Genomic DNA, 25,971 nt, shown 5'->3' on the forward strand with positions numbered 1-25,971 from the left:
AGTGCGGGGAGCGGAGGGCCGGCACTCCTTCCGGTCGCGGTAGACTCACCGCAACCCTGACACCGGCGCCAGGCGCAGCCTCAGCACCCCGACGCCGCGCCCGAAGCCTCGTACGCAGTACCGCACGACGCCAAGGAACATCATGACCCGCATCTCCGATTCAGGACTCTCCGTCGCCATCGTCGGCGCCACCGGCCAGGTGGGCACCGTGATGCGCGAGATTCTCGCCGAGCGGTCGTTCCCGATCCGCGATCTGCGGCTGTTCTCGTCCTCGCGCTCTGCCGGCACGGCGATCGAGTTCGGCGGCGCCACCGTCATCGTGGAAGACGTCGAGACCGCGGACGCTGCGGGGATCGATATCGCCCTGTTCTCGGCCGGTGCCACGGCGAGCCGTGCCTACGCACCCCGATTCGCCGCAGCCGGCGCCGTGGTCGTCGACAACTCCAGCGCCTGGCGCATGGACCCCGAGGTGCCGCTCGTGGTCAGCGAGGTCAACCCGCACGCGATCGACGAGCGCCCCAAGGGCATCATCGCGAACCCGAACTGCACCACGATGGCCGCGATGCCCGTGCTGAAGGCGCTGCACGCGGAGGCCGGTCTCGAGCGTCTGATCGTCTCCACCTACCAGGCCGTCTCCGGGTCCGGTCTCGCCGGTGCCCAGGAGCTCCTCGGTCAGGTCGAGGGAGTGCTGGCCCAGGGCGACACCCTGCGCCTCGTGCACGACGGATCCGCGGTCGACTTCCCCGAGCCGGAGAAGTACATCGCGCCCATCGCGTTCGATGTCATCCCGTTCGCCGGCAACCTCGTCGACGATGGCGACAACGAGACGGACGAGGAGAAGAAGCTCCGCAACGAGAGCCGCAAGATCCTCGAGCTCCCCGATCTCCGCGTCGCGGGCACCTGCGTGCGCGTCCCGGTCTTCACCGGTCACTCGCTCTCGATCAACGTCGAGTTCGCTGACGACATCACGCCCGAGCGTGCACGCGAGGTCTTGAGCGCTGCGCCCGGCGTCGTGCTCGACGAGGTGCCGACGCCGCTGCAGGCTGCGGGGCAGGACCCGAGCTTCGTGGGTCGCATCCGTGCCGACCAGTCCGCCCCCGAGGGCAAGGGGCTCGTGCTGTTCCTCAGCAACGACAACCTGCGCAAGGGTGCCGCGCTGAACGCGGTGCAGATCGCCGAGATCCTGGCCGAGCGCCTGGCGGTCATAGCCTGACTGCATCCCCGTCATGTGGAAGCGGTCTGGTGGAACCCGCCGCATGGTCGGCGGCAGCGCGCCCGCGAACTAGACTGGCTCGGTGACTGAAAACGTCGATGTCGTCCTGATCGGCGGTGGCATCATGAGCGCCACCCTGGGTACTCTCCTGCACGAGCTGCAGCCGGAGTGGAAGATCGTCGCCTTCGAGCGACTCTCCGAGGTGGCTCAGGAGAGCTCCAACCCGTGGAACAACGCCGGCACGGGCCACGCCGCCCTGTGCGAGCTGAACTACATGCCCCAGCAGGGCGACGCTCCCCTCGACCCCGCCAAGGCGGTGTCGATCAACGAGCAGTTCCAGCAGAGCCGTCAGTTCTGGTCGTCTCTGGTGGAGCGGGGCGTGCTCGACGAGCCGTCGACCTTCATCAACGCGACACCGCACATGACGTTCGTGCGGGGCGAGAAGGACGTCGCCTACCTCAAGAACCGCTACGAGGTGCTGAAGAAGCAGCCGCTGTTCGCGGGCATCGAGTACAGCGAGGACTCTCGCGTCATCAACAAGTGGGCGCCGCTGCTCATGCAGCAGCGGCGCAAGGGCGAGCCCTTCGCTGCGACGCGTGTGCCCGCCGGTACCGATGTCGACTTCGGCTCCCTCACGCACCAGCTCTTCGACCACCTGACCGACGCTGGCGTGTCGTTGCGCACGAATCACGAGGTGCGCAGCCTGAAGAAGCAGAAGGACGGAACCTGGCTGGTCAAGTACCGCAACAGCATCGGTCACACCCCGAGCGAGGTTAGGGCCCGCTTCGTGTTCGTCGGTGCGGGTGGCTGGGCGCTCAAGCTGCTGCAGAATTCCGGCATCCCCGAGATCAAGGGCTACGGCGTCTTCCCGATCGGCGGGCAGTTCCTCAAGACCACGAACCCGACCATCGTCGCTCAGCACAAGGCGAAGGTGTACTCGCAGGCGTCGGTCGGCGCTCCGCCCATGTCGGTCCCGCACCTCGACACCCGTGTCGTCGATGGCGAGGCCTCGCTCATGTTCGGACCGTTCGCGACCTTCAGCCCGAAGTTCCTGAAGAACGGCTCGATGCTCGACATCGTCACCCAGGTGCGTGCGCACAATCTGCTGCCGATGCTGCAGGTCGCGGTGAAGAACCCCGACCTCATCACGTATCTCGTGAGCGAGCTGCTGAAGAACCACGCCAAGAAGGTCGACAGCCTCCGCACCTTCATGCCCACGGCCAAGGATGAGGACTGGACCCTCATCGATGCCGGTCAGCGCGCCCAGGTGATGAAGAAGGACCCGAAGAAGGGTGGCATCCTGCAGTTCGGCACCGAGGTCGTCGCGGCGGCCGACGGTTCCATCGCGGGCCTGCTGGGGGCGTCGCCCGGAGCATCCACCGCCGTCCCGATCATGCTCGACCTGCTCAAGAAGTGCTTCCCGGCCGAGTACCCGGGGTGGGAGCCGGAGCTGCGTGCCCTGATCCCCACATTCGGTGAGAAGCTGAACGAGAACCCGGAGCTCGCGGAGAAGTCGACCGAAGCCACGGCAGCCGTCCTCGGCATCAACGTCTGAGATAGTCCCGTGGCGAAGCTCTACTTCCGCTACGGCGCGATGAACTCGGGCAAGTCGACTGCTCTGCTGCAGGCTGCCTACAACTACGAGGAGCGTGGGCAGCGGGTGCTGCTCGCGAAGCCGGCGATCGATACCAAGGGTGCGTCCGAGATCGAGAGTCGGCTGGGCGTCACACGCCTGGTCGACTTCCTCATCGCCCCCGACGACGATGCACGCAGGGTGTTCGCGAAGCATCGTGACCGCATGCAGCATGCGGCCGACGACGAGCTGCTTCCCGAAGGCGCGCGCGACGTCGCGTGCCTGCTGATCGACGAGGCGCAGTTCCTCACCCCGACTCAGGTCGACGACCTCTTCCGTATCGCCGTCGTCGACGGCATCCCGGTGATCGCCTACGGCATCCGGAACGACTTCCTCACGCACGCCTTTCCCGGTTCCGCGCGCCTGCTCGCGATCGCGCACTCGCTGGAGGAGCTCAAGACCATCTGCCGGTGCGGACGGAAGGCCGTGTTCAACGGCCGCGTCGTGGGCGGGCGCTTCGTGTTCGACGGCGACCAGGTCGCCATCGACGAGGGCGCGACCGGGTCGGCGTCGCCCGAGCTGACCACTTACGAGTCGCTGTGTGGCACCTGCTATCTCGAGGAATCCGGCGGACGCCTGGGCTGAGCTCGCCGCCCTCCACCCGCGCCCGGCGCAGCGGGTGTGTCGGCGACCCTGTTTGCGTGGTCTGACCACACGCGGTACTCTGTGGTCAGACCACAGGAGGATCGATGGCGGACCAGCCGGCACGCGCTTGGCGCCTCGTGCTCGAGCACATCGAACGCGACCTGCTCGACGCGCGCCTCGGCCCGGGTGACCGACTGCCGTCCGAGCGGGATCTCGCCACCGAGCTCGGCGTCGGGCGCTCGAGCGTCCGTGAGGCGTTCCGCGTGCTCGAGGTGATGGGGCTCATCCGCACCGCGACCGGTTCCGGCCCGCAGTCGGGGGCCATCGTGATCGCGACGCCCACGGGAGGCATGTCAGCGCTGCTGAGGCTTCAGGTCGCGGCGCAGGGCTTCCCCCTCGACGATGTCGTGCGGACTCGTCTGGTGCTCGAGGATGCGGTGGTGGTGGCGATGGCCGGCGCACCGGAGCGTGACACGAGCCGCGCGCGGGAACTGCTCGCCGCGATGGACGAACCCCTGCTCTCGCCATCGGAGTTCCTCGCCCTCGACGCTCAGCTGCACCTCTCGCTCGCCGAGGCCAGCGGCAACACGGTCATCGCCGCGATGATGGCTGGCCTGCGTTCCTCGATCGAGTCCTACGTGCAGGCGGGTGTCGCCACCATCCCGGACTGGGAGGCGATGTCGGCCCGGCTCCGTGCCGAGCACCGCGCGCTGGTCGCCGCGATCGATGCCGGCGACGTGGATGCCGCGCGGTCCCTGATCCACACGCACATCACCGGCTACTACACGTCCACGGGCCTCACCCGTGAGATCCACCCCCAGATCTGAGAGGCACATCATGGTGCAGCGCCAGTTCCCGAACCCCGCCGAACTCCTCGAGCTGATGAAGTTCAAGAAGCCGGAGCTCGACGGCCGCAAGCGACGGCTGGAGGGGGCCCTCACCATCGACGACCTGCGCCTGATCGCCAAGCGACGCACGCCCAAGGCGGCCTTCGACTACACCGACGGAGCCGCGGAGGGCGAGCTGTCCCTCACCCGGGCCCGTCAGGCTTTCCGGGACGTGGAGTTCCATCCCGGCATCCTGCGTCCGGCTCCCACGGTCGACACGACCGTCGACATCCTCGGCGGTCCGTCCGCTCTGCCTTTCGGGATCGCGCCCACCGGCTTCACGCGCCTGATGCAGACCGAGGGGGAGACCGCCGGTGCCGGAGCTGCCGCGGCCGCCGGCATCCCGTTCACGCTCTCCACGCTCGGCACCACCTCGATCGAGGGTGTCAAGGCTGCCAACCCGCAGGGGCGCAACTGGTTCCAGCTCTACGTCATGCGCGACCGCGAGATCTCCTACGAACTCACCCGTCGTGCGGCGGCGGCGGGCTTCGACACCCTCCAGTTCACGGTCGACACCCCGGTCGCCGGTGCGCGCCTTCGTGACAAGCGCAACGGTTTCAGCATCCCGCCTCAGCTCACGCTCGGCACGATCATCAACGCGATTCCGCGGCCGTGGTGGTGGTATGACTTCCTCACCACGCCGAAGCTCGAGTTCGCCTCCCTCAGCACCACAGGGGGCACGGTGGGGGAGCTGCTGGATGCGGCGATGGACCCGACGATCAGCTACGACGATCTCGCGGTGATCCGCGACATCTGGCCGGGCAAGATCGTCATCAAGGGCGTGCAGAACGTCGAGGACTCGGTGCGCCTGCGTGACGCCGGAGTCGACGGCATCGTCCTCTCGAACCACGGAGGGCGTCAGCTCGACCGCGCGCCGATCCCCTTCCATCTGCTGCCGGAGGTGCGTCGGGCGGTCGGCGACGACTTCACGGTCATGATCGACACCGGCATCATGAACGGCGCCGACATCGTCGCCGCGGTGGCGCTCGGCGCGGACTTCACGCTGATCGGGCGGGCCTACCTCTACGGTCTGATGGCGGGTGGACGTCAGGGCGTCGACCGCACGATCGCGATCCTGCGCAGCGAGATCGAGCGCACGATGCGCCTGCTGGGTGTCGCGTCCCTCGCCGAGCTCGAGCCCGCGCACGTGACCCAGCTGACCAGGCTGGTTCCCGTCGCACGCGCCGCCGCGGAGGCCCGCGTGAGCTGAGATCCTGCCTGAGCGTCAGCACCCGGTGGGCGCCGGCTTCAGGACTGCGTGGCCACGGATCGCGTGCGTGGAGGCCACGGCACGAGCATCGATGTCGTGCGGCGGTAGTCGGCGTATGCCGGGTACTTCGACGCGGTGATCGACTCGGTGAAGATCGTCGAGCCGATGAACAGCACGGTGAGGAGCGCGGGTCCGATGATCGTCGGGTTCAGCACGCCGCCGATGACTCCGGCGCCACCCGCGACCGCTGCCGTCGCACCGATCGCGTAGAAGGCCCACCACTGCGCCTGCTCGAAGAAGAAGTTGGGGTGCCTGCTGTACCGGAACAGTCCGGTCGTGGCGAAGCCGGGAGGGAGGGTGCCGCCCGCCTTCTTCTTCCGCTGATGGAACACCCACTGCTGCTGGTCGGCGATCGTCTCGCCGACCAGGAACGCGAGGAACGCGGCGATGAACAGCGCATCCCATCCGGTGAGCGCAGACGGATTCCGGGCGGCGAGGGCAGCGGGCAGCGTGATGAGCACGAGCAGCGCCATCTGGTAGCAGATGATGAACAGCAGGTTGAAGATCTGGAACTGCCAGGGACGCATGCGTCCTCGGAGGATCGCCCAGCGGTAGTCCTCCATCCCGGTGTAGCCGCCCTTGCGGGCGAAGTTGAAGGTCAGCCGGGCTCCCCACGCCGTCGCCAGGACACCCATCAGGACGACGCGTGCCGAACCCTCGCCGTTCACGAAGGCCCCGGCGACGAAGATCCACACATAGGCGACGGGGACGATCGACCAGGCGCGATCGACCCAGGAGGTGTCACGGGTGATCAGGGAGAGCACCCAGCAGGCCGCACTGGAGACCGCGGCGACGACGATGACGATCAGCAGGGCATCCATGACGCCATGCTAGGACCATGCGGCGGTGGCGTGCCGCACGACACCATGTGGATCAGAGGGTCAGCAGGAGTGCGTCGAGTCTGTCGGCGGTGTCTTCCCAACCCTCCACGGCGATGGAGGGCACGCCGATCGCGAGCACCGGATAGTCGTTCCCGCCCTCATCGAGCCGGTCGCCGTAGAACAGCATGTCGGTGAGGGCGATGCCGGTGTGTTCGGCGAGCTGCCGCATGCCGAAGGCCTTGTCGATGCCTGCCTGGGTGATGTCGATGGAGGTCGATCCACCGGAGCGGACCTCGAGGCCGGGCAGACGTGCGGCGACGGCGTCCCGCAGAGCGCTCCGCTTGGCGCCCGTCGGGTCCCAGTCGTGCTTCGCCTCGCGCGGTGCGCGCTGCCCGAGTGCCGAGAACGTGATCTGGGATCCGCGGTCTTCCAGGATGTCGCCCCACGGCTCGGCTTCCCACAGCCCGAGGCGCTCGGCCTCCTCGCGCAGAGCCGTGAGAGCCGCCTGCTTGTCTGCGTCGCTGAGATCGTGCGCGTAGACCGGTGCGAAGTCCGTGCCGTCGTGGCGGAGGTAGCGGGTGCCGCAGGTGGGCAGCAGGTGCAGGCGCGCGAGGTCAGCGGCATCCGCATCGCCGAGTCGGGCGACGACCTGCGAGCGGAACTGCGCCTCGTTGCCGCCGGAGATGATGGCGACGTCGACGGTGCGCAGGAGCGCGCGCAGCAGATCGGCGATCCTCGGGTCGATCAGACCCTTCGAAGGGGCGAGCGTGTCATCGAGATCGAAGGCGACGAGCGTGGGCGTGGTCATGATGTCTCCAGCCTAGAACGTGGACGCTGAGAAGATCTCGGGGCGAGCAGCAGGGTGAAGACGACCGCGACGGCGACGCCGAGGATCGCGCCCGTCGAGTTGGCCACGACATCGTTCACGGTCGCTGCGCGGTGGGGAAGAGCCACGCGCTGAGCGGTCTCGATCATCGCGGACAGCAGCGGTCCCACCAACAGTGCGAGGAACCACACGCGACGGGGGAGGAGCAGGAAGGCGAGGATGCCGACCGGCACGAAGACCAGCACGTTCGCGATGATCTCGAGCCGCGTGAAGTCGAGCCACTCCCAGCCGAGACGGTGTGTGGTCGTGAGGATGACGTCGAGCAGATTCGGCATCGAGTCCTCGACCTTCGACGGCGTGAGGGTGAGGGCGGCGAGGCCGATCAGGAAGGGGACGCTGAGGGCGAGCGCCCATACCCGGGTGAAACGGCGCGGCGGCGGGAGCAGAGAGCTCATGCGTTCCCTTCGTGCACGGTCCCGGTACAGAGAAGGCCGCCCCTGAGGGCGGCCTTCCGGTGTTACTGGTCGGGGTGACAGGATTTGAACCTGCGACCTCTTCGTCCCGAACGAAGCGCGCTACCAAGCTGCGCCACACCCCGTTTGCAACCCTCCGAGTCTACAGGGAAATGCTCCCCGCGCCGAATCGAGGCCGGATCACACCTGTGCGGTGATGCGTACGGTGATGAGCGCGACGATCAGGAGCAGGAGCCCTCCGCCCGTGGATGCCGCGAGCGTGATGAGGCGCGCACGCCCGCGTGGCAGAGCCATGCAACCGGCTGTGACCAGGATGGGCCAGACATTCGACGTCGTCAACACCCACACGGACAGCATCCCGACGGCACTTTCGCTGTTCCCTCCGCTGGCGCCCAGACCGATGGCCCACGCGACGATCACACCCCAGATCAGCGTGAACAGAAATGCGAGAGCGGCGAGAAGCACGCGCGCAGGGGGACGCACGAGCGAGCGGATTCCACGGAGGAGAGCCATCGCGGGCAGCAGGACACCGATGATGGACACCGCGAGCAGAGTGAGGGCGGATCGAGGCCAATCCGCCAGTCCGAGCGGTGGGCGCGTGGCCTCACTGACGAGGGGCAGAGCGAGCACCGAGAAGGTCAGTGGGATCAGGAGGTACATCGCGCTCGCCCCGAAGGCTGCGGTCCGTGCCGTCTTCGCCTCGCCGGGCGGAAGCAACTGCGTCACCCGGCGCGCTCAGCGCCGAGGCTGTGCCGTGAGCGTGAGAAGCGTCGCCTCGGGTCGACAGGCGAAGCGGACCGGCGCGTAGATGGAGTGTCCGCACCCCGCGCTGACGTTGAGCGGCACGGTGCGTCCGCCGTGCGACCAGGTGCTGAGCCCCTTGGCCTGCTTGAGCGGGATGTCGCAGTTCGCCACGAGAGCCCCGTACCCGGGAATGCACACCTGACCGCCGTGCGTGTGGCCTCCGAGGATCGCATCGGCGCCGAGATCGGTGAAGCCGTTGAGCACCCGCTGATATGGCGCGTGCGTGACGCCGAGGACGGGCGTCGCCGCGTCACGAGCGCCGAGTGCCGAGATCGCGTCGGGAAGCTCGTCCAGCCGATCCCAGTCACGGTGGGCGTCGTCGACGCCGAAGAGATCGACGTCGGTGCCTGCGATGCGCAGCCGTGCTGCGGCATTGTTCAGGTCGGTCCAGCCCAACTCATCCGTGAAGTACCGGTCCATCGCGTCGGTGTCGAGCAGCTCCGGTTTGTGGTTCTTCTTGGAAGGGCCGAGGAAGTAGCGGAAGGGGTTCCGCGGAGACGGCGCTGCCACGTCGTTCGAGCCGTGCACGAACACGCCGGGGATGCCGGCGAACGGAGCGAAGGCACGCCGGATGCCGTCGAGTCCGTTCTCATGGCCGAGGTTGTCCCCGGTGTTCACGATGAGGTCGGGCTTCAGTTCGGCGAGGGAGGCGAGCCAGTCCTGTTTGCGATGCTGCCACGGCGCCATGTGCGCATCGGAGATGTGCAGGATGCGCAGCGGTGCTGCGCCCGACGGGAGGGCCACTGCTGAGGCCTCGCGCACGGTGAACAAGTACCGCTCGATGCCGATGCCCCAGATGGCAGCGCCGGCACCCACGGCCCCCACCGCGCCGAGCGCGATGAGGGCCGGGTGCGCGCCGCGTCGTGCCGCTACTGGCACGTCACACGCACGGCGGTGGACTTGCTGGCCGCAGTGCCCGGCGCAGGGTCGGAGTTGCCCACGACGGATGTCGGCGGATTGCACGAGTTGTCGAACTCGATGTCCGTGAAGCCGGCCGCCCCGAGCGCAGCGGTCGCCTGAGCTCTCGACATCCCCACGAGGTTCGCGGGGACGGTCGTCCCCTGGCCGTTACTGGTCGTGAGCGTGACCGTCGCGCCGTTCGGAGCTTCCCCTGTGGGGTCCTGACCGGCGACCAGACCGGCGGCGAGATCGCTGTCGACCGCCCCTCCGACGGAGACCTGGAAGCCGGCGTCGGTGAGGATGCCGGTCGCCTCCTCGACGGACTTGCCCACGACGCTCGGAACCGTCGTTAGCTGCTGTCGGGTCAGCTTGCCGTCGGGCTTCGGGAAGGCGTCTCCGCCGTACGCGGCGTTGGCTGCCCCCTGCGCGGCCTTGGCCAGGGGGTATCGCATGTCGTTGAGGTTCCAGCCGTTGGCCCGCTTCTGGTAGATGTTGGCCTGACCCTGCCAGCGACCCGCCCAGACCGCGGTGGTGACCTTGGTGCTGGACTCGATCATCATGGTCGACCAGCGGTCGTGCGTACCGGTCTTGCCGATGAGGGGAGTGCCGTCGTTCGGGTTGGCGCGGGATCCGGTGCCACCGCCGCTCATCACGCTCTGCAGCGCGAAGGCGGCAGTCGCCGCGATCTCGGGCTGCAGCACGCCGTCGGTGCAGGACGACGCGGGCAACTCGCGGTCTTTACCGTCGGCGCCGACCACGCGATCGATCGCGCGAGGCGTGCAGTACTTTCCGCCGCTCGCGACGGTCGCATAGGCGTTTGCCATGGCGAGAGGAGAGATGTTCTTCGGTCCCAGCACATCGAAGGGGACGTTCTCGTCGGTGACCTTGCCACCGTTCGCGAGCGTCACACCCATGCGGTCGGCAACCTTGTTGATGTCGCAGACATCGAGCTTCGACGCCATCGCGAAGTACCCACTGTTGAGGGAGTTCCTCGTGAAGTTCAGCACCGAGCTCGTCCCGCCGCCGCCGCCGCCGAAGTTGCCGATCTTCTTCGTGTCGGTGCTCTGCTTGGCGCCGCACACGGGGATCCTCAGATTCGTCTGGACGCTTCCGTTGAGCACCTCGTTGACGGAGTGGCCCTTCTCGAGCCAGTCGATCAGCGTGAACAGCTTGTAGGTCGATCCGACCTGGAAGCCCCCAGAGTTGCCGTGGTCCTTGTCACCGGCGAACACCAGCGATGTGTAGGCCTGGTCGTCGGTGGGCGTCTCGGTGAACATGGTGTTCTGCGTCATCGAGAGAATTCGTCCGGTGCCGACCTCGACCGAGACGCCGGCGGCGCCGAAGTTCTGGTTGTCGGCGTTGGCGGGAACGATCTCGGACATGCTCTCGGCGGCCGGGTTCTGGATGCGGTAGTCCAGCGTGGTGTAGATCTTCAGGCCACCGCGGCGGAGCAGATCCGTGCGCTCCTGCTGCGTCTTCCCGAAGGCCTCGTCGTTCAGGACGATCGACTTCACGTACTGGCAGAAGTACGCGCTGGTTCCGGCGGATGCACACCCCTGCGTCGGGGGGTTGAGCGCGGGCGCGATCTCGGATGCGTCGGCCTCGTCGTACTGTGCCTGCGTGATCTTGCCGTCGGCGAGCATGCGACCCAGCACGTAGTGACGGCGGTCCTTCGTGAGTGCGTACCCATCCGCGGCCGTGTTCAGCGCCACGCCCTCGGAGTTCGTGATCGTGCCTTCCGGCTTGTCGATCCGGTAGGTGTTCGGGTTCTGCACGATGCCGGCGAGAGTCGCCGACTGCGCGACCGTGAGGTTCGCGGCCGTCGTGGAGAAGTAGTAGTTCGCGGCCGCCTCGATGCCGTACACGGTTCCACCGAAGTTGGCGATGTTCAGGTAGCCGAGGAGGATGTCGTTCTTGGAGAAGTCCTTCTCGATCTGGATCGCGTAGCGCATCTCCTGCAGCTTGCGCTCGATGCCCTTCGCCCCTGTCGCGTTGGTGGCGTCGAGCCAGCACTGCTGGAGGTCTTCCGAGTAGGTGTCAGACGTGGTGTCGACGTCCTGCTCGCACTTCTGGATCAGCACGTTCTTCACGTACTGCTGGCTGATCGTCGACGCACCACGGCTGGAGGTGCCTCGTACGTTGTCGACCAGGGCCTTCACGGTCGCGCCGATGTTGACGCCGCCGTGACTGTAGAAGTTCTTGTCCTCACTCGACAGGATCGCGTCGTAGAGGGTGGGGGAGACCTGCTCGTAGGTCACCGGCACGCGGTTCTGCTCGTAGAACGACGCGAGCTCGACCTGCGAACCGTCGGGGGCGGTCGCGTAGATGGTCGACTGCTCCATCGGCGTGCTCGGGTCGAGGCTCTCGGGGAGCTGATCGAAGAGGGTGAGAGCCTGGGTGCCTGCGAGGCCGGTCATCGCGAGCACCGGGGTGACGCTGGCCGTGACGAGGAGACCGGCGACGGCGCTCAGGCCGACGAGCCCGACGAGACCGCCGAGCACGCCTCTCACCGTGCGATTCTTTTGGGGCATACGCTTGATCGTAGGGGAGTTCCCTGAATACCGCCTTTGACGAGCCCGCCCCGGATTTCCGGTGCCGCGCCCCGATCGACAGGAGTGCCATGACCACGTGGGAGTACCTCACCACGCCGCTGCTGATCCACAACACGGCAGCCATCCTCAACAACTGGGGCAAGCAGGGCTGGGAGCTCGTGCAGGTCGTGCAGGGGCCCGAAGGCGGGCTCGTCGCCTACCTGAAGCGCCCCGTCACGTCCGACGCGTCGACGAATGCCGGCCTCGCCGCCGCAGAGCAGGCCGCCCGTCAGTTCGAGGGAGGCCAGGCATGAGCGTCTCCGCCCGCCTCGCCGAGCTCGGCATCGAGCTGCCTCCGGTCGCCGCCCCGGTCGCCGCTTACGTCCCTGCGGTCGTGCACGGGGGCCTCGTCTACACCTCGGGCCAGCTGCCGTTCGTCGACGGTGCGCTGCCGGCCACGGGCAAGGTGGGCGCCGACGTCTCCGCCGAGGATGCGAAGACCTACGCCCGCACGTGTGCGCTGAACGCTCTGGCCGCGGCGGCGGATGCCGCGGGTGGTGTCGACTGCATCGGCGGTGTGCTCCGCGTCGGCGGGTTCGTCGGATCCGCGGACGGTTTCACGGGGCAGCCCGCCGTCATCAACGGCGCGAGCGAGGTGCTCGGTGAGATCTTCGGTGACGCGGGGCGCCACGCACGGGCGGCTGTCGGCGTCGCGGAGCTCCCGCTCGGCAGTCCGGTCGAGGTCGAGGTGACGTTCCTCCTCGCCTGAATGCGTCCCGGCGGCGTCCTCCGTCGTGTCCGCAAGAGAAACGCGCCTCCCCGAGATGGGGAGGCGCGTTTCTCTTGCCTGCTGCTCGTCCTACTTCACCTGCGCCGAGATGATGCTCATCACGGCCGTGTCGGCGAGCGTCGTCGTGTCTCCCACCTCGCGGCCCTCGGCCACATCGCGGAGAAGGCGACGCATGATCTTGCCGGAGCGGGTTTTCGGCAGCTCGCCGACGATGTAGACGTCGCGCGGACGGGCGATGGCGCCGATCTGCTCGCCGACCCACAGGCGCAGCTGCTGCGCGAGGCCCGCGGGCTCGTGCGCGGCGAGGTAGCTCTCCTTGATGATGACGAAGGCCACCACGGCCTGTCCTGTGGTCTCGTCCGAGGCTCCGACCACGGCGGCCTCCGCCGTCGCCTCGTGCGCGACCAGGGAGGACTCGATCTCCGCGGTCGACAGGCGGTGGCCGGAGACGTTCATCACGTCGTCGACGCGGCCCAGCAGCCACAGGTCGCCGTCGTCGTCGAGGCGCGCGCCGTCGCCCGCGAAGTAGTAGCCCTGGTCCTCGAACTTCTCCCAGTAGGTCTCGCGGTACCGTTCGGGGTCGCCCCAGATGCCGCGGAGCATGCTCGGCCACGGCTCGGTGATCACGAGCAGCCCGCCGCTGCCGTTGCCGACCTCGACGCCCTGCTCGTCCACCACGTCGATCGAGATCCCGGGGAGCGGCACCTGAGCCGAACCCGGTTTGGTCTCCGTCACGCCGGGGAGGGCGGACACCATGATCGCGCCGGTCTCGGTCTGCCACCAGGTGTCGACGATCGGCGTCTTGCCGGCGCCGATGACCTCGCGGTACCACATCCACGCCTCGGGGTTGATGGGCTCTCCCACCGAGCCGAGCAGTCGCAGCGACGAGAGATCGAACTTCGCGGGGACGCTGCGGCCGATCTTCATGAACGAGCGGATCGCGGTCGGCGCGGTGTAGAAGATCGACACCTTGTACTTCTCGATGAGCTCCCACCAGCGGCCGGGGTGCGGGGCGTCCGGCGTCCCCTCGTAGAGCACCTGGGTCGCACCGTTGGCGAGGGGTCCGTAGGCGACGTAGCTGTGCCCGGTGATCCAGCCGATGTCGGCCGTGCACCAGAACACGTCGGTCTCCGGGTGCAGGTCGAAGACGTACTTGTGCGAGTACGCCGCCTGGGTCAGATACCCGCCGGAGGTGTGCAGGATGCCCTTGGGCTTCCCGGTGGTGCCCGACGTGTAGAGGATGAAGAGGGGGTTCTCGGCGGGGAAGGCCTGTGCCGTGTGCTCGGCGGAGGCTGCGGGGACGGCGTCATGCCACCAGATGTCGCGGCCTTCGATCCAGTCGACCTCGTTCTCGCCGCGCTTGACGACCAGGACGTGCTCCACGGTCTGCTGCTCGCCGTCTCCGCGGTCGGAGAGTGCCTGGTCGACGGCGGGCTTGAGGGCGGAGACGCGGCCCTTCCGGTAGCCGCCGTCCGCCGTGATGACGAGCTTGGCGCCGGCGTCGTCGATGCGCGAGCGGAGGCTGTCGGCGCTGAATCCTCCGAACACCACGGAGTGGATGGCGCCGAGGCGGGCGACGGCCAGCATGGAGGCGATCGCCTCGGGGATCATGGGCAGGTAGATAGCGACGCGGTCGCCCTGACCGATGCCGAGTCCCTCCAGCACGTTCGCGACGCGCTTGACCTCGTCGGTCAGCTCGGCGTAGGTGATGCGGCGCGAGTCGCCGGGCTCGCCTTCCCAGTGCAGCGCCACGCGGTCGCCGTTGCCGGCCTCGACGTGGCGATCGAGGCAGTTGTACGCGACGTTCAGCTCGCCGTCGTCGAACCACTTCGCGAAGGGCGGGTTGGTCCAGTCGAGCACCTGCGTGAACGGCTTGTGCCAGTGCACCAGCTCACGGGACTGCTCGCCCCAGAAGCCCTCGCGGTCGGCGGCCGCCCGCTCGTAGAGCTCGGGCGACGAGATGGTTTGGGCGACGAACTCCTCCGACGGTGCGAACTTCCGGGTCTCGTCGAGAAGATGGTCGATCTGGCTGCTCATCGGCAGGCGCTCCTTTGCGGCATACGGGTCTTGCGAGCATGGTCGTGGGGGTGGGCGACCAGGTCAGGGCGAATCTATCCCTGCGGCCTCGCCGCGCATACTGCCGAAAGTCGGTAGTGTTGCCGGTTTTGTCAGGACGGTCGCCTTGCGTACACTCGACGACAGCCGAATTCTCATTCCGGCCTTGGCGTGCCCGATTCCCCCAATCGTGGAACGTCGTGGGCGGCATCTCATTCCCCCCGTGAGATGCCGCCCATTCCTTTGGGAGCGCTCTCTGCGTCCTCGGAGCATCCTCGGGTCCGGCCGGCAGCCAGGCACTGCACCACGGGGTGACGAACCGGCTTCTCCACAGGCGCTGGAGGATCCGGATCTCTCGGGACTTCCCCCTCCGCGACTGCGCATAACGTCGCCGTCATGCCTGATTCCTTCGTTATCCAGCCCAGGGGAGTGCGCTCGCTCGCATCCGAGGAGACCACGTCGCCGGCACCCCTCCGTCTGGATCCCGTGTTCGGACCGCTTCTTCCTCACATCGACGACGCGGTGACCGATGTGTTCGTGAACGGTGCGGGCGGGCTCTATGTCGACCGGGGGAATGGCGCCGAGCCGGCTGCCGCCTGGAGGGCCTCGGAGCGTGAGGTTCGTGACCTCGCCGTCGCACTGGTCGGGCTCGGCGGACGCCATCTCGACGACCAGGCGCCCTGCGTCGACGTCCGCCTCGACTCGGGCGTCCGTGTGCATGCCGTGCTCTCTCCGGTGTCGACGACAGGAACCGCGCTCTCGATACGCATCCCCCGGGTGCGCGCCGCGGACCTTCGATCCCTCTCTGCGCTCGGCGCGTTCGATGCGCGCCAAGAGGCCTGGCTTCTCGGCCTGGTGGCCGAGCGGGCGAACATCCTCATCACCGGGGGAACGGGAACGGGCAAGACCACGCTGCTCTCCGCTCTGCTGTCCGAGGTCGCGCCGGGGGAGCGCATCGTGACGATCGAAGACGTCGCCGAACTGCGGCCGAGGCATCCGCACCACGTCGCTCTCGAGGCGAGGCAGCCGAATCTCGAGGGCGTCGGCGGCATCACGCTGAGCCGCCTGGTCCGTGAGTCTCTGCGCATGCGGCCGGATCGCCTGGTGGTCGGCGAGTGTCGCGGAGAAGAGGTCCGCGAGCTGCTCACCGCACTCAACACCGGACACGATGGCGGCGCAGGCACCCTGCACGCCAGCGGGCTCCGTGACGTTCCTGCCCGCCTCGAAGCCCTGGGCGCCCTCGCCGGCATGGATGCGGTGGCACTCGCGCGACAGGCAGTGAGCGCATTCACCATCGTCCTCCATCTCGACCGTGCCCCCGGCGGCATCCGTCGGATCCGCCAGGCGGGCCGGCTCGTCATCGCAGCGGATCGGCTCGACATCGAGGAGGTGCAGCCGTGGCGGTGAGGCGATCTCCTCGCGCGGCGCAGCGGCGGGATGTGACCTCAGCGGACGCTGCGACGTCGGTGCAGACGCTGGCTGTGCTGCTGCAGGCCGGAGCGGTCCCCCTCGTCGCGTGGCGGCATCTCGCCGCCACCGACGACGTGCCAGCACGCGCCGTCGTCGATCGGCTCGATCGTGGCATCCCGCTCCTCGACGCCATCGAAGCAGAGGGCGGGGCCTGGGTCGATCTCGCCGCGGCCTGGGAGGTCGCGACAACGGTCGGGGCCCCGCTCGCCGAGGTTCTCCGCATGATCGCGGAGACGTTGCGGGATGCCGCCGCTGCTGCCGATGATGTGCGCATCGCTCTCGCGGAGCCGGCCGGGACGGCGCGTCTGCTGCTCTGGATGCCCATGGCCGGGCTGCTCCTCGGTTTCGCGCTCGGCTTCGACACCCTCAGTGTCATCTTCGGGAGTGTGCTCGGGGCCGCCTGCGTGATTCTCGGCCTCCTCCTCGTGGTAGCGGCGCGGCTGTGGACATCGCTGCTCCTGAGGAGAGCGGCGCCGGAACCCGGCACCCCCGGCATGCGGGCAGAACTGGTCGCGATCGCGCTCGCCGGTGGCGCCTCCATCGACCGCGCGCTGCACCTGGTCTCGCAGACATCCGTCTCCGGAGGCGGCGACGAGCGGGTCGCCGCCGTGCTCGAGCTGTCCCGCGCTGCAGGGGTGCCTGCCGCAGAGCTCCTGCGGGCAGCGGCCGCCCAGGACCGGCATGCCGCGAGGGTCCAGGGGCAGCTCCGTGCGGCGAAGCTCTCGACACGGCTCTTGTTCCCGCTCGGTATCTGCACGCTGCCCGCCTTCCTGCTCCTCGGCGTCGCGCCTCTCCTGCTCAGCGTCCTCGCATCCACTCCGATGCCCCTGTGACCGCCAACAGTCCATCAGCACCATCCGATGCCTACGCATCGCCCAGAGAGAAAGAAGGAACACCATGAAGAACATCCCTGCGCTCGACCGCCGACGCGCGGCCATGCTGTTCGGCGACGACACCGGGGCGGCCACAGCCGAATACGCGATCACCACGATGGCCGCGGTCGCCTTCGCCGGGCTCCTCGTCGTCATCATGCGCTCCGATGAAGTCCGCGGCATCCTCACGGACCTCGTGCGGCGCGCGCTCACGGTGTCGTGATGTGGGCAGGGAGACGCGCGATGACCGAGCTTGGCGGTGGCGATGCGGCGCCGACGCCGCGACATGCGGACGAGCGCGGATCCGCCGCAGCGGAGCTGGCACTCGCGCTTCCCGCCGTCGTGCTCGCGCTCCTTCTCGGGGCAGGGGCGCTCGGAGCGGCGTCTCGCCAGGTCGCGCTGCAGGACGCCTCCGCGGACGCGGCTCGTCTTCTCGGACGTGGCGAGGGACACGGTGCGGCAGAGCGGGTGGTGCATGCTGCCGTGCCAGGGGCGGGGATGTCGTCCTCGCCCCGGGGCGACCTCGTATGCGTCACCACCTCCGTCGATGTCTCCGTCGGCGCGCTGATCCGCATGCCGCTGCGGGCCTCGAGCTGCGCACTCGAGGGAGGACTCTGATGGCCGGTTCGGCGCTGGCGGCTGGCATGCTCGCGGTCGCGGCCACCATTTCCCTGGGTCTCGCCGCTGTCGGAGGTGCGGCCGTGACGGCGCAACGAGCGGCGGGTGCGGCCGATGCTGCGGCGCTCGCCGCTGCCGATGCGGCGAGCGGTGCCGTGACCACATCCGAGCAGCCCTGCGCACTCGCCGAGAGGGTCGCGCTCGCTGCCGGCGCGACCCTCACCGGCTGCGTCCTCGAGGGCTTCGTGGCGACCGTGGAGGTGCAGGCGGCGTACGCTGGACTCGCAGCCGTCTCCCGAGCCCGTGCCGGGCCACCCGAGGGATAGCGACGGCAGCGCGACCTCGCTCACTGTGAACGACCCCACACAGTGGTGTGTATGGTGTGCTTCGAAGAAAGGACGCACCCTTGGCTGAAGGCAAGAAGCTCGTCATCGTCGAGTCCCCGACGAAGATGCGGTCTATTCAGGGATACCTCGGCGACGGCTATGAGGTGCTCAGCTCCGTCGGCCACATCCGCGACCTCGCTGACAAGAAGGACATCCCGGCTGCGGACAAGCAGGCGTACGGGAAGTACTCCATCGACATCGACAACGGGTTCGACCCGTACTACGTCGTCTCCGATCGGAAGACCAAGACGGTCGCCGAGCTCAAGCGTGCGCTGAAGAGCGCCGACGAACTCCTGCTCGCCACTGATGAGGACCGCGAAGGCGAGGCGATCGCCTGGCACCTGCTGGAGACCCTCAAGCCCAAGGTCCCGGTCAAGCGCATGGTGTTCCACGAGATCACCAAGGACGCGATCCAGGCCGCCGTCGGCAACACCCGCGAACTCGACCACGACCTCGTCGACGCGCAGGAGACCCGCCGCATCCTCGACCGCCTGTACGGGTGGGATGTCTCGCCCGTGCTCTGGTACAAGGTCAAGACCGGGATCTCGGCCGGTCGTGTGCAGTCCGCCGCGACGCGCCTCATCGTCGACCGCGAGCGCGAGCGCATGGCGTTCACCTCTGCCGAGTACTGGGACGTCGATGCGGCAGCCGCGGCGACGGGTACCTCGTTCAAGATCCGACTCGTCCGCGTTGACGGCGGCCAGCTGGCACGCGGCTCGGACTTCGACGACGACGGCAAGCTCAAGAAGGCCGTCGTCATCCTCGACGAGGCCGCGGCCACCGCGCTCGCCGCGGCTGTGGACGCCGTCGGCACCGGGAACGTCACCAAGGTCGAGGCCAAGCCGGGAACGCGCAGCCCCTACGCGCCGTTCACGACCTCCACGATGCAGCAGGAGGCGGGCCGCAAGCTGTCGATGGGAGCCAAGCAGGCCATGGGTGTAGCCCAGCGTCTGTACGAGAAGGGCTACATCACCTATATGCGTACCGACTCCACGTCGCTGAGCACCCAGGCGGTGCAGGCGGCACGGAGCCAGGCGGTCTCGCTCTACGGCGATGCAGCGGTGCCGCTGAAGCCGCGCGTCTACAAGTCGAAGAGCAAGAACGCCCAGGAGGCCCACGAGGCCATCCGCCCCTCGGGCGACAACTTCCGCACGCCGGCTTCCCTGTCATCCGAGCTGGATCGCGATGAGCAGCGCCTCTACGACCTCATCTGGAAGCGCACCGTCGCCAGCCAGATGTCCGACGCCAAGTACGAGACCACGACGGTCACCATCGCCGTCGACGCGGGGGAGAGGAAGGCCGAGTTCACGGCATCCGGAACCGTCTACACGTTCAAGGGCTTCCTGGAGGCGTACGAGGAGGGTCGCGACGAGAAGCGCGGAGATGCCGACGCCGCGGAGAACCAGTCGTTGCCTGCCGTCGCGGTCGGCGACCAGCTCGCCGTGTCGGATGCCGAGGCCAAGGGCCACCGCACCACGCCGAAGCCGCGCTACACCGAGGCCTCGCTCGTGAAGGTCCTCGAGGAGAAGGGCATCGGACGTCCTTCGACGTTCGCCTCGATCCCCGAGACGATCCTCGACCGTGGATACGCGGTCAAGCGCGGGCAGGCGCTCGTGCCGACCTGGCTCGCGTTCAGCGTGGTGCGTCTGCTCGAAGAGCATTTCGCCGACCTCGTCGACTACGACTTCACGGCTGCGCTCGAAGACGACCTCGACACGATCGCCCGTGGCGAGCAGAACCGCGTCGAGTGGCTCAAGTCGTTCTACTTCGGCTCTGACGCCCACGTCGGGCTGCGCCAGGTCGTCGACAACCTCGGCGAGATCGATGCCCGCGCGCTGAACTCCACGCGCATCACCGACACCGCCACGCTGCGCTTCGGCAAGTACGGCCCGTACCTCGAGGTGGCCGACCCGGCGAATCCCGAGGCAAAGCCGCGCATCGTCAACGTTCCGGAAGACCTGGCGCCGGACGAGCTGACCGCCGAGAAGGCGCAGGAGCTCATCGACGCTCCCGTCGCCGGTGACCGCGTTCTCGGGGAGAATCCCGAGAACGGCAAGATCATCGTCGTGAAGGACGGCCGGTTCGGGCCGTACGTTCAGGAGAACGATCCCGTGTCGGAGGATGCCGCTGTCGATGAGGCGACCGGCGAGGTCGTCGACAAGCCGAAGCCGAAGCGGGGCGCGAAGAAGGAAGCGGCTCCCAAGCCGCGCACCGCGTCGCTGTTCCGTTCGATGTCCGTCGACGAGATCGACCTCGAGACGGCGCTGCAGCTGCTGAGCCTCCCGCGCGTCGTGGGCGTCGACCCCGAATCCGGCGATGAGATCACGGCGCAGAACGGGCGGTTCGGACCGTACCTGAAGAAGGGCACCGATTCGCGATCGCTCGAGTCGGAGTCGCAGATCTTCGACGTGACGCTCGAGCAGGCGCTGGAGATCTACTCCCAGCCGAAGTACGGCGCCGGACGCAGGGCCTCCAGCGCGCTCGCCGAGTTCGAGGCCGACCCGGTCAGTGGCAAGCCGATCCGGATCCGTGACGGCCGCTTCGGTGCGTACGTGACCGACGGCGAGACGAACGTCACGATTCCGCGTGGGCAGAAGGTCGAGGACATCACCTTCGAGATCGCAGTGCAGATGCTCGCCGACAAGCGCGCCAAGGGCCCCGCCCCCAAGCGCGGTGCCGCCAAGAAGGCACCCGCGAAGAAGGCACCCGCGAAGAAGCCCGCAGCTAAGAAGCCCGCAGCGAAGAAGACACCGGCCAAGAAGCCTGCAGCGAAGAAGACGACGGCCGCCACGTCCGCTGCGCGTTCCGCGGCGGCGAAGAAGGCCGCCGCGACGCGTGCCGCGAACGCCGCGGCGAAGGCAGCGGAGAAGGCGGACTCGTGACCTCAGGCCGCGGGGTGTGGATCACTCTCGAGGGCGGCGACGGCTCGGGCAAGACCACACAGTCGAACCTGCTCGCGGACTGGCTCGAAGGGGCCGGACGTACGGTCGTCCGCACCCGTGAGCCCGGCGGCTCGGAGGTCGGTCAGCTCATCCGCGACATCGTCCTGCACCATCGCGGCGACATCGCACCGCGCGCGGAGGCTCTGCTGTACGCCGCGGACCGGGCGCACCATGTCGCCACCGTCGTACGCCCGGCGCTCGGTCGGGGCGACATCGTGCTGCAGGATCGCTACCTCGATTCGTCCGTGGCGTATCAGGGCGCTGGCCGGGTGCTCGATGCGGCGGAGATCCGCGACCTCTCGCTCTGGGCCGCCGAGGGTGCGCTGCCCGACCTGACGATCCTGCTCGACCTCGCCCCCAGTGAGGCGCGGGCTCGGCTGGACTCCGCCGACAAGCCGTTCGACCGGCTCGAGGCGGAGCAGTCGGACTTCCACGGACGCGTCCGCGACGCCTTCCTCGACCTTGCGAGAGCCGAGCCGGACAGGTTCCTCGTCGTCGACGCCGCAGCGGCCCCGGATGCGATCGCGGAGCAGATCAGGGCGAGAATCGGCGCCCTTCTCGACTGACCAGCGCGGCGGCACCTCTCCGTGCTTCCGACGTCGGTGGTCACGATTAGGCTGAGTGCATGCCCCAGACCGTTCCGGCCCCTTTCCCGTGGGCGGATGTGTGGGGGCAGGACGCTGCCGTCGACACGCTCCGTGCCGCGGCAGCCGATCCGTCGGCGCTCTCGCACGCCTGGCTGATCACGGGACCGCCCGGCTCCGGCCGTTCGACTCTGGCGTACGCCTTCGCAGCCGCACTCATCGCGGATCGGCCGGACGACGAGACCGTCATGCGGCAGGTGCTCGCAGGTACCCATCCGGATGTCACCGCCTTGCGCACCGACAAGGTCATCATCACGATCGCCGAGGCGCGTGGTCTCGTCGAGCGCTCTTACTTCGCCCCCTCCGCCGGCCGCTATCGGGTCATCGTCGTCGAAGACGCCGACCGCATGGTCGAGCGCACCTCCAACGTGCTCCTGAAGGCGCTCGAAGAGCCTCCGGAGCAGACGGTGTGGATCCTGTGCGCGCCGAGCGAGGCCGATCTGCTGCCCACGATCCGATCGCGCGTGCGATCGCTGCGGTTGCGGGAGCCCGATGTCGCCGACGTGGCCAGGCTCATCAGCCTTCGCACGGGGGTGGATGAAGCCGTCGCCGAGCAGGCGGCACGGCATGCGCAGCGCCACATCGGCATGGCCCAGCGGCTCGCCACCGACGATGCGGCCAGGCGCCGGCGAGACGAGACGCTCCGCTCGGTCCTCGGCGTCAGAGGAGTGGGCGATGCGGTCGAGGTCGCCGGACGGATCATCCAGGCGGCCACGGAGGACGCGAAGGCTCTCACCGCCGAGCGCGACGCTCAGGAGCGCGCTTCGCTGCTGCGCACGATCGGCATCGCCGAGGGCCAGGCGGTGCCGCCGGCGCTGCGGACACAGCTCTCGGCGCTCGAAGAGGATCAGAAGAAGCGGGCCACGCGGAGCCTGCGCGACGGGATCGACCGCGTGCTCACCGACCTTCAGTCGCTGTACCGCGACGTCGTGATGCTGCAGTTCGGGCAGAGCGAAGGTCTCATCAACAGCGAGTTGCGCACCGAGCTGTCCGACCTCGCTTCCGCCTGGCCCGAGACCCGTACTCTTGTCGTACTTGACCACCTTGCCGAGACGCGGCAGTCGCTGGAGCGCAACGTCGCCCCGCTGCTCGCCCTGGAGAGCTTGCTCGTGACGATCACGAGCGGGAGGAAACCGTGAACAATCGATCGACTTCCCGCCTGCGCCGCGCCGCCGCGGTCATCGCAGGGCTCGCCGCCGCTTCCGTCGCCCTGTCGGGTTGTCTGTACGCGATGATTCCCGAGCAGTCGTCACGGCCGTCGACGACGAGTGCGCCGGACACCGAGGGCGTCGCCGAGGACCTGCTGCCCTTCTACTCGCAAGAACTGACCTGGACGGAGTGCGGTGTCGGCTTCGACTGCACCGATGTCACCGCTCCACTCGACTGGGAAAACCCGGGGAAGGGTGAGATCACCCTCTCGGTCGTCCGACACCGCGCCGAGGGCACCCCCGTCGGCTCGTTGCTCACGAACCCGGGCGGTCCGGGGGCCAGCGGTGTCGACCTGATCCTGAACAGCCTCGACTTCGCGGTCGGCGCCGACCTCATCGAGAACTTCGACGTGATCGGGTTCGACCCGCGCGGCGTCGGAGATTCCACCGCGGTCACCTGCTACGACGCGCCGCAGATGGACGACTACCTGTACGGCATTCCCTCGGCAGCACGAGGCACGGCCGAGTGGGAGGCCGAGCTGCTCGACTCGCACAAGAAGTTCGCCGAGGCGTGCGATGCCAACAGCGGGGGGATCCTTCCGTACATCACCACGGTCAACGCCGCCAGGGACATGGATCTGATCCGCGCGCTGCTGGGCGACAAGCAGCTGAACTACCTCGGCTACTCGTACGGCACGTTCCTCGGTGCGACCTACGCGAAGCTGTACCCCGAGAAGGCCGGCCGCCTGGTGCTCGACGGCGCGATCGATCCCGCTGTCCCCGGGCTCGAGGTCGGCGCGACGCAGGCGCTCGGGTTCGAGTCCGCGCTGCGCGCCTACATGCAGGACTGCCTCGACTCGGGGGAGTGCCCGTTCAACGGCAGCGTGGATGAGGCCATGGCCGATCTGGGGGCGCTGCTGGCGAGTGTCGACAGCACCCCTTTGAAGAGCGGAGACGGCCGCATGTTGGGTGCGGACTCCCTGATGACCGCCATCATCGCCGCGCTCTACTCGCAGGACAGCTGGGGCTACCTCACGCAGGCGCTCGATGAGGCACTGCAGGGCGACCCGACCTCGGCTCTGTTCCTCGCCGACTTCTACAACGGACGCGAGAACGGCACCTACACCGACAACTCCACCGAGGCCTTCCGCGCCTACAACTGCATGGACTACCCGGTCGAGGATGACCCGGCGGCTGAAGCCGCGACGAACGCGAAGATCGCCGAAGGCGCGCCCACGATCGCGCCCTACTGGGCGGGGCCTGACTCCTGCTCGGTCTGGCCCTACCCGCCCACGGGCACGCGAGGTGAGATCAAGGCTGAAGGCGCCGGCCCCATCCTGGTGATCGGCACGACGAACGACCCGGCGACCCCCTACGAGTGGTCGGAGTCGCTCGCGAACCAGCTCGAGGAAGGTGTTCTCATCACGCGTGTCGGCGAGGGGCACACCGGATACAACAAGGGCAACGCCTGCGTGGACGACGCGGTCGAGGCGTTCCTGCTCGACGATGTCGTACCGGAAGACGGGCTCCGCTGCGAATGAGGAGGCCTCGATTCGCGAGTGAGCGCGAGACAGGGTAATATCGGTGATCGCGCCGCTCACACGTCGCACGCCGCTTTAGCTCAGTCGGCAGAGCATTTCACTCGTAATGAAAAGGTCGTCAGTTCGATTCTGACAAGCGGCTCCATCAAACCCCCGGAATCCATTGAGATTCCGGGGGTTTTGGCGTTTCTGTCGGTAGCACCTGCAAACATACGTTTTGCAGGTGCATGTGTGCATCCATGTGTGCACCGTTCCGAGGAGAGATGATGCCAAAGGTTCGCAGCAACGGCGACGGCGGTCTGTACGAGATCAAGTCGCGGGGCCACTGGCGTGGCGTGATCGACGTCGGCTTCCACCCAGACGGACGCCGCAAGCAGAAGTACGTCACGGGGCGCACGAAGAAGGAGGCGCGGGACAAGCTCGACGCCCTTCGGGCAGAAGTGAACGAGCACGGCGCCCCGCTCGACAAGACGATGACCGTCGAGAAGTGGGCCGAGCACTGGCTCAGGACGATCTGCGAACCGAAGATGAAGCCCGCAGCTCTCGCCGGGTACGAGTCGGCCGTGAACAAGTGGATCGTGCCGCCGCTGAGGAAGAAGCGGATCTCCGCACTCAGGCCATCTGACATCCGTGCCGTCACGCTTGCCGTGACCGACGCAGGCAGGGCGATCTCATCCGCACAGAAGGTACACGCGGTCATGTCGTCGATGCTCGATGCCGCTCGCTTGGATGGCGTCTGCTCCAAGAATGTCGCCGCCGACGTCACGCCGCCTGGGGTTGGAGACGGGGCGCGTGGCGCTCTGGACACAGATGTGGCTCTACGGGTGCTGCAAGCCGCCCTGCGGCGCCCGGATGGTGTGCGCTGGTGGTTCGCTGTCCTGACCGGAATGCGGCAGGGAGAGCGGCTAGGGGCGACGCTGGACAGCATCGATCTTGTGCGACACGAGTTCACCGTCCAGTGGTCGCTCTCGGAGGTGCGGTTCAAACACGGGTGCGCGGGGACGTGCAGCAAGGAGCGCGCCGGCTCATGCCCCAGTAGACGGCTGATGGTCGGCGCCGGGCTCACGCACCGTCAGCTCGACGGTCGGCTCTGCATCGTCCGTCCGAAGTCCGGCAGGCCGAGGACGTTCCCCCTGATCCCCGCACTGGAAGCGGAGCTGACGAAGTACCTCGCCGCCGACGCCCGCCCGAACCCTCACGGACTCGTCTGGCACAACGACGATGGCTCTCCCATCACGGCCGAGCAAGACCAGGTTGAGTGGAGGTCGATTCTTCTCGAGGCTGGTGTGATCACCGCAGAGCAGGCGTTGCCACCGAAGGACCGGCCGAACGGGACTCCACCAACGCCCACGACGCACTTCGCGCGCCACACCACAGCCACAGTGCTGATGGAACTCGGTGTCGACGCGAAAGTCATCGGCGAGATCGTCGGCCACGTCAACGTGCGAACCACCCGCGGATACCAGCACGTATCGTCCGCAGAGGCACGCAAGGCGCTCGAAGCGATCGGAGCCCACTTCCAGGCCGCGTTCGACAAGTAGGCAGACGAAGCCCCCGACACG

Annotated in this window: 24 protein-coding genes and 2 tRNA genes; 18 read left to right on the forward strand and 8 right to left on the reverse strand. The window is 68.0% G+C overall.

Annotated features, from left to right (window positions below; translation table 11 throughout):
- Positions 1–142 precede the first annotated feature (142 nt).
- The 5 genes from ILP86_RS04365 (at position 143) to ILP86_RS04385 (ending at position 5,528) form a co-directional block, all read left to right on the forward strand.
- Positions 143–1,213 (forward strand): aspartate-semialdehyde dehydrogenase, encoded by a 1,071-nt coding sequence (locus ILP86_RS04365; protein ID WP_193761431.1) that lies wholly within the window; start codon positions 143–145, stop codon positions 1,211–1,213.
- Positions 1,214–1,295: 82 nt separating this feature from the next.
- Complete coding sequence (locus ILP86_RS04370; RefSeq protein WP_046747908.1) at positions 1,296–2,768, forward strand: malate:quinone oxidoreductase; 1,473 nt, start codon at positions 1,296–1,298, stop codon at positions 2,766–2,768.
- Positions 2,769–2,777: 9 nt separating this feature from the next.
- Positions 2,778–3,431, forward strand: coding sequence for a thymidine kinase (locus tag ILP86_RS04375; RefSeq protein ID WP_193761432.1), 654 nt, complete (start codon positions 2,778–2,780; stop codon positions 3,429–3,431).
- 104 nt (positions 3,432–3,535) lie between these two features.
- Positions 3,536–4,258, forward strand: a complete 723-nt coding sequence (locus tag ILP86_RS04380; protein ID WP_046747910.1) for a FadR/GntR family transcriptional regulator — start codon at positions 3,536–3,538, stop codon at positions 4,256–4,258.
- A gap of 10 nt (positions 4,259–4,268) precedes the next feature.
- Positions 4,269–5,528, forward strand: a complete 1,260-nt coding sequence (locus ILP86_RS04385; protein ID WP_046747911.1) for an alpha-hydroxy acid oxidase — start codon at positions 4,269–4,271, stop codon at positions 5,526–5,528.
- Between the two features lie 38 nt (positions 5,529–5,566).
- Here ILP86_RS04385 and ILP86_RS04390 read toward each other — a convergent pair whose 3' ends face one another.
- From ILP86_RS04390 to ILP86_RS04420, 7 genes are all read right to left on the reverse strand, one after another.
- A complete protein-coding gene (locus tag ILP86_RS04390; protein ID WP_058632092.1) occupies positions 5,567–6,409 on the reverse strand; it encodes a DUF1295 domain-containing protein in 843 nt (280 codons plus the stop codon).
- A 52-nt stretch (positions 6,410–6,461) separates the two neighbouring features.
- Complete coding sequence (locus ILP86_RS04395) at positions 6,462–7,217, reverse strand: HAD-IIB family hydrolase (RefSeq protein ID WP_058632091.1); 756 nt, start codon at positions 7,215–7,217, stop codon at positions 6,462–6,464.
- Positions 7,214–7,690 (reverse strand): VanZ family protein, encoded by a 477-nt coding sequence (locus ILP86_RS04400; RefSeq protein ID WP_193761433.1) that lies wholly within the window; start codon positions 7,688–7,690, stop codon positions 7,214–7,216. Before ILP86_RS04400 ends, ILP86_RS04395 begins: the two co-directional genes overlap by 4 nt.
- Positions 7,691–7,756: 66 nt before the next feature.
- Positions 7,757–7,833 (reverse strand) — tRNA-Pro (locus tag ILP86_RS04405).
- Positions 7,834–7,888: 55 nt separating this feature from the next.
- Positions 7,889–8,434, reverse strand: coding sequence for a hypothetical protein (locus tag ILP86_RS04410; RefSeq protein WP_113681257.1), 546 nt, complete (start codon positions 8,432–8,434; stop codon positions 7,889–7,891).
- 9 nt (positions 8,435–8,443) lie between these two features.
- Positions 8,444–9,391, reverse strand: a complete 948-nt coding sequence (locus ILP86_RS04415; protein ID WP_308431883.1) for a metallophosphoesterase — start codon at positions 9,389–9,391, stop codon at positions 8,444–8,446.
- A complete protein-coding gene (locus tag ILP86_RS04420) occupies positions 9,382–11,943 on the reverse strand; it encodes a transglycosylase domain-containing protein (protein WP_061016518.1) in 2,562 nt (853 codons plus the stop codon). Before ILP86_RS04420 ends, ILP86_RS04415 begins: the two co-directional genes overlap by 10 nt.
- A gap of 89 nt (positions 11,944–12,032) precedes the next feature.
- Between ILP86_RS04420 and ILP86_RS04425 the strand changes: the two genes are divergently transcribed.
- Positions 12,033–12,257 carry a hypothetical protein gene (locus ILP86_RS04425; protein ID WP_021199127.1) on the forward strand — a complete coding sequence of 75 codons (225 nt, stop codon included), beginning with the start codon at positions 12,033–12,035 and terminating at the stop codon, positions 12,255–12,257.
- Positions 12,254–12,712: a RidA family protein gene (locus ILP86_RS04430; RefSeq protein WP_179515852.1), complete on the forward strand. Its 459-nt coding sequence runs from the start codon at positions 12,254–12,256 to the stop codon at positions 12,710–12,712. Before ILP86_RS04425 ends, ILP86_RS04430 begins: the two co-directional genes overlap by 4 nt.
- A gap of 90 nt (positions 12,713–12,802) precedes the next feature.
- On the opposite strand, the gene acs is transcribed toward ILP86_RS04430, so the two are convergent.
- A complete protein-coding gene (gene acs / locus ILP86_RS04435) occupies positions 12,803–14,770 on the reverse strand; it encodes an acetate--CoA ligase (RefSeq protein ID WP_113681256.1) in 1,968 nt (655 codons plus the stop codon).
- 414 nt (positions 14,771–15,184) lie between these two features.
- Here acs and ILP86_RS04440 point away from each other — a divergent pair, with 414 nt between their 5' ends.
- The 11 genes from ILP86_RS04440 (at position 15,185) to ILP86_RS04490 (ending at position 25,950) form a co-directional block, all read left to right on the forward strand.
- Positions 15,185–16,195, forward strand: coding sequence for a TadA family conjugal transfer-associated ATPase (locus tag ILP86_RS04440; protein ID WP_227750907.1), 1,011 nt, complete (start codon positions 15,185–15,187; stop codon positions 16,193–16,195).
- Between the two features lie 32 nt (positions 16,196–16,227).
- Entirely contained in the window at positions 16,228–17,091 is an 864-nt protein-coding gene (locus ILP86_RS04445) for a type II secretion system F family protein (protein WP_308431884.1), read from the forward strand.
- A gap of 64 nt (positions 17,092–17,155) precedes the next feature.
- Entirely contained in the window at positions 17,156–17,353 is a 198-nt protein-coding gene (locus ILP86_RS04450) for a DUF4244 domain-containing protein (RefSeq protein ID WP_046746461.1), read from the forward strand.
- Between the two features lie 20 nt (positions 17,354–17,373).
- A complete protein-coding gene (locus ILP86_RS04455) occupies positions 17,374–17,748 on the forward strand; it encodes a TadE family type IV pilus minor pilin (RefSeq protein ID WP_058632085.1) in 375 nt (124 codons plus the stop codon).
- A complete protein-coding gene (locus ILP86_RS04460) occupies positions 17,748–18,074 on the forward strand; it encodes a hypothetical protein (RefSeq protein WP_046746463.1) in 327 nt (108 codons plus the stop codon). Before ILP86_RS04455 ends, ILP86_RS04460 begins: the two co-directional genes overlap by 1 nt.
- Before the next feature lie 80 nt (positions 18,075–18,154).
- On the forward strand, positions 18,155–21,016 hold the full coding sequence (gene topA / locus ILP86_RS04465) for a type I DNA topoisomerase (RefSeq protein ID WP_193761435.1): 2,862 nt from the start codon (positions 18,155–18,157) through the stop codon (positions 21,014–21,016).
- The gene (gene tmk, locus ILP86_RS04470) at positions 21,013–21,642 is read left to right on the forward strand and encodes a dTMP kinase (protein WP_193761436.1); all 630 of its coding nucleotides are present in this window, start codon (positions 21,013–21,015) and stop codon (positions 21,640–21,642) included. The genes topA and tmk overlap by 4 nt, the downstream gene beginning before the upstream one ends.
- A gap of 59 nt (positions 21,643–21,701) precedes the next feature.
- Complete coding sequence (locus tag ILP86_RS04475; protein ID WP_193761437.1) at positions 21,702–22,859, forward strand: DNA polymerase III subunit delta'; 1,158 nt, start codon at positions 21,702–21,704, stop codon at positions 22,857–22,859.
- Positions 22,856–24,409: an alpha/beta hydrolase gene (locus tag ILP86_RS04480; RefSeq protein WP_193761438.1), complete on the forward strand. Its 1,554-nt coding sequence runs from the start codon at positions 22,856–22,858 to the stop codon at positions 24,407–24,409. Before ILP86_RS04475 ends, ILP86_RS04480 begins: the two co-directional genes overlap by 4 nt.
- A 69-nt stretch (positions 24,410–24,478) precedes the next feature.
- Positions 24,479–24,554 (forward strand) — tRNA-Thr (locus ILP86_RS04485).
- Between the two features lie 121 nt (positions 24,555–24,675).
- A complete protein-coding gene (locus ILP86_RS04490) occupies positions 24,676–25,950 on the forward strand; it encodes a tyrosine-type recombinase/integrase (protein WP_193761439.1) in 1,275 nt (424 codons plus the stop codon).
- The last annotated feature ends 21 nt before the right edge of the window (positions 25,951–25,971 follow it).

Origin of the sequence: Microbacterium sp. R1 (assembly GCF_015159725.1) — a bacterium.
GTDB lineage: Bacteria > Actinomycetota > Actinomycetes > Actinomycetales > Microbacteriaceae > Microbacterium > Microbacterium oxydans.

Coding starts and splice junctions, on each gene's coding strand:
- ILP86_RS04365 (WP_193761431.1), top strand. CDS start 143: ATGACCCGCATCTCCGATTCAGGACTCTCCGTCGCCATCGTCGGCGCC.
- ILP86_RS04380 (WP_046747910.1), top strand. CDS start 3,536: ATGGCGGACCAGCCGGCACGCGCTTGGCGCCTCGTGCTCGAGCACATC.
- ILP86_RS04385 (WP_046747911.1), top strand. CDS start 4,269: ATGGTGCAGCGCCAGTTCCCGAACCCCGCCGAACTCCTCGAGCTGATG.
- ILP86_RS04390 (WP_058632092.1), bottom strand. CDS start 6,409: ATGGATGCCCTGCTGATCGTCATCGTCGTCGCCGCGGTCTCCAGTGCG.
- ILP86_RS04395 (WP_058632091.1), bottom strand. CDS start 7,217: ATGACCACGCCCACGCTCGTCGCCTTCGATCTCGATGACACGCTCGCC.
- ILP86_RS04400 (WP_193761433.1), bottom strand. CDS start 7,690: ATGAGCTCTCTGCTCCCGCCGCCGCGCCGTTTCACCCGGGTATGGGCG.
- ILP86_RS04420 (WP_061016518.1), bottom strand. CDS start 11,943: ATGCCCCAAAAGAATCGCACGGTGAGAGGCGTGCTCGGCGGTCTCGTC.
- ILP86_RS04425 (WP_021199127.1), top strand. CDS start 12,033: ATGACCACGTGGGAGTACCTCACCACGCCGCTGCTGATCCACAACACG.
- ILP86_RS04430 (WP_179515852.1), top strand. CDS start 12,254: ATGAGCGTCTCCGCCCGCCTCGCCGAGCTCGGCATCGAGCTGCCTCCG.
- acs (WP_113681256.1), bottom strand. CDS start 14,770: ATGAGCAGCCAGATCGACCATCTTCTCGACGAGACCCGGAAGTTCGCA.
- ILP86_RS04440 (WP_227750907.1), top strand. CDS start 15,185: ATGCCTGATTCCTTCGTTATCCAGCCCAGGGGAGTGCGCTCGCTCGCA.
- ILP86_RS04450 (WP_046746461.1), top strand. CDS start 17,156: ATGAAGAACATCCCTGCGCTCGACCGCCGACGCGCGGCCATGCTGTTC.
- ILP86_RS04455 (WP_058632085.1), top strand. CDS start 17,374: ATGACCGAGCTTGGCGGTGGCGATGCGGCGCCGACGCCGCGACATGCG.
- ILP86_RS04460 (WP_046746463.1), top strand. CDS start 17,748: ATGGCCGGTTCGGCGCTGGCGGCTGGCATGCTCGCGGTCGCGGCCACC.
- ILP86_RS04475 (WP_193761437.1), top strand. CDS start 21,702: ATGCCCCAGACCGTTCCGGCCCCTTTCCCGTGGGCGGATGTGTGGGGG.
- ILP86_RS04490 (WP_193761439.1), top strand. CDS start 24,676: ATGCCAAAGGTTCGCAGCAACGGCGACGGCGGTCTGTACGAGATCAAG.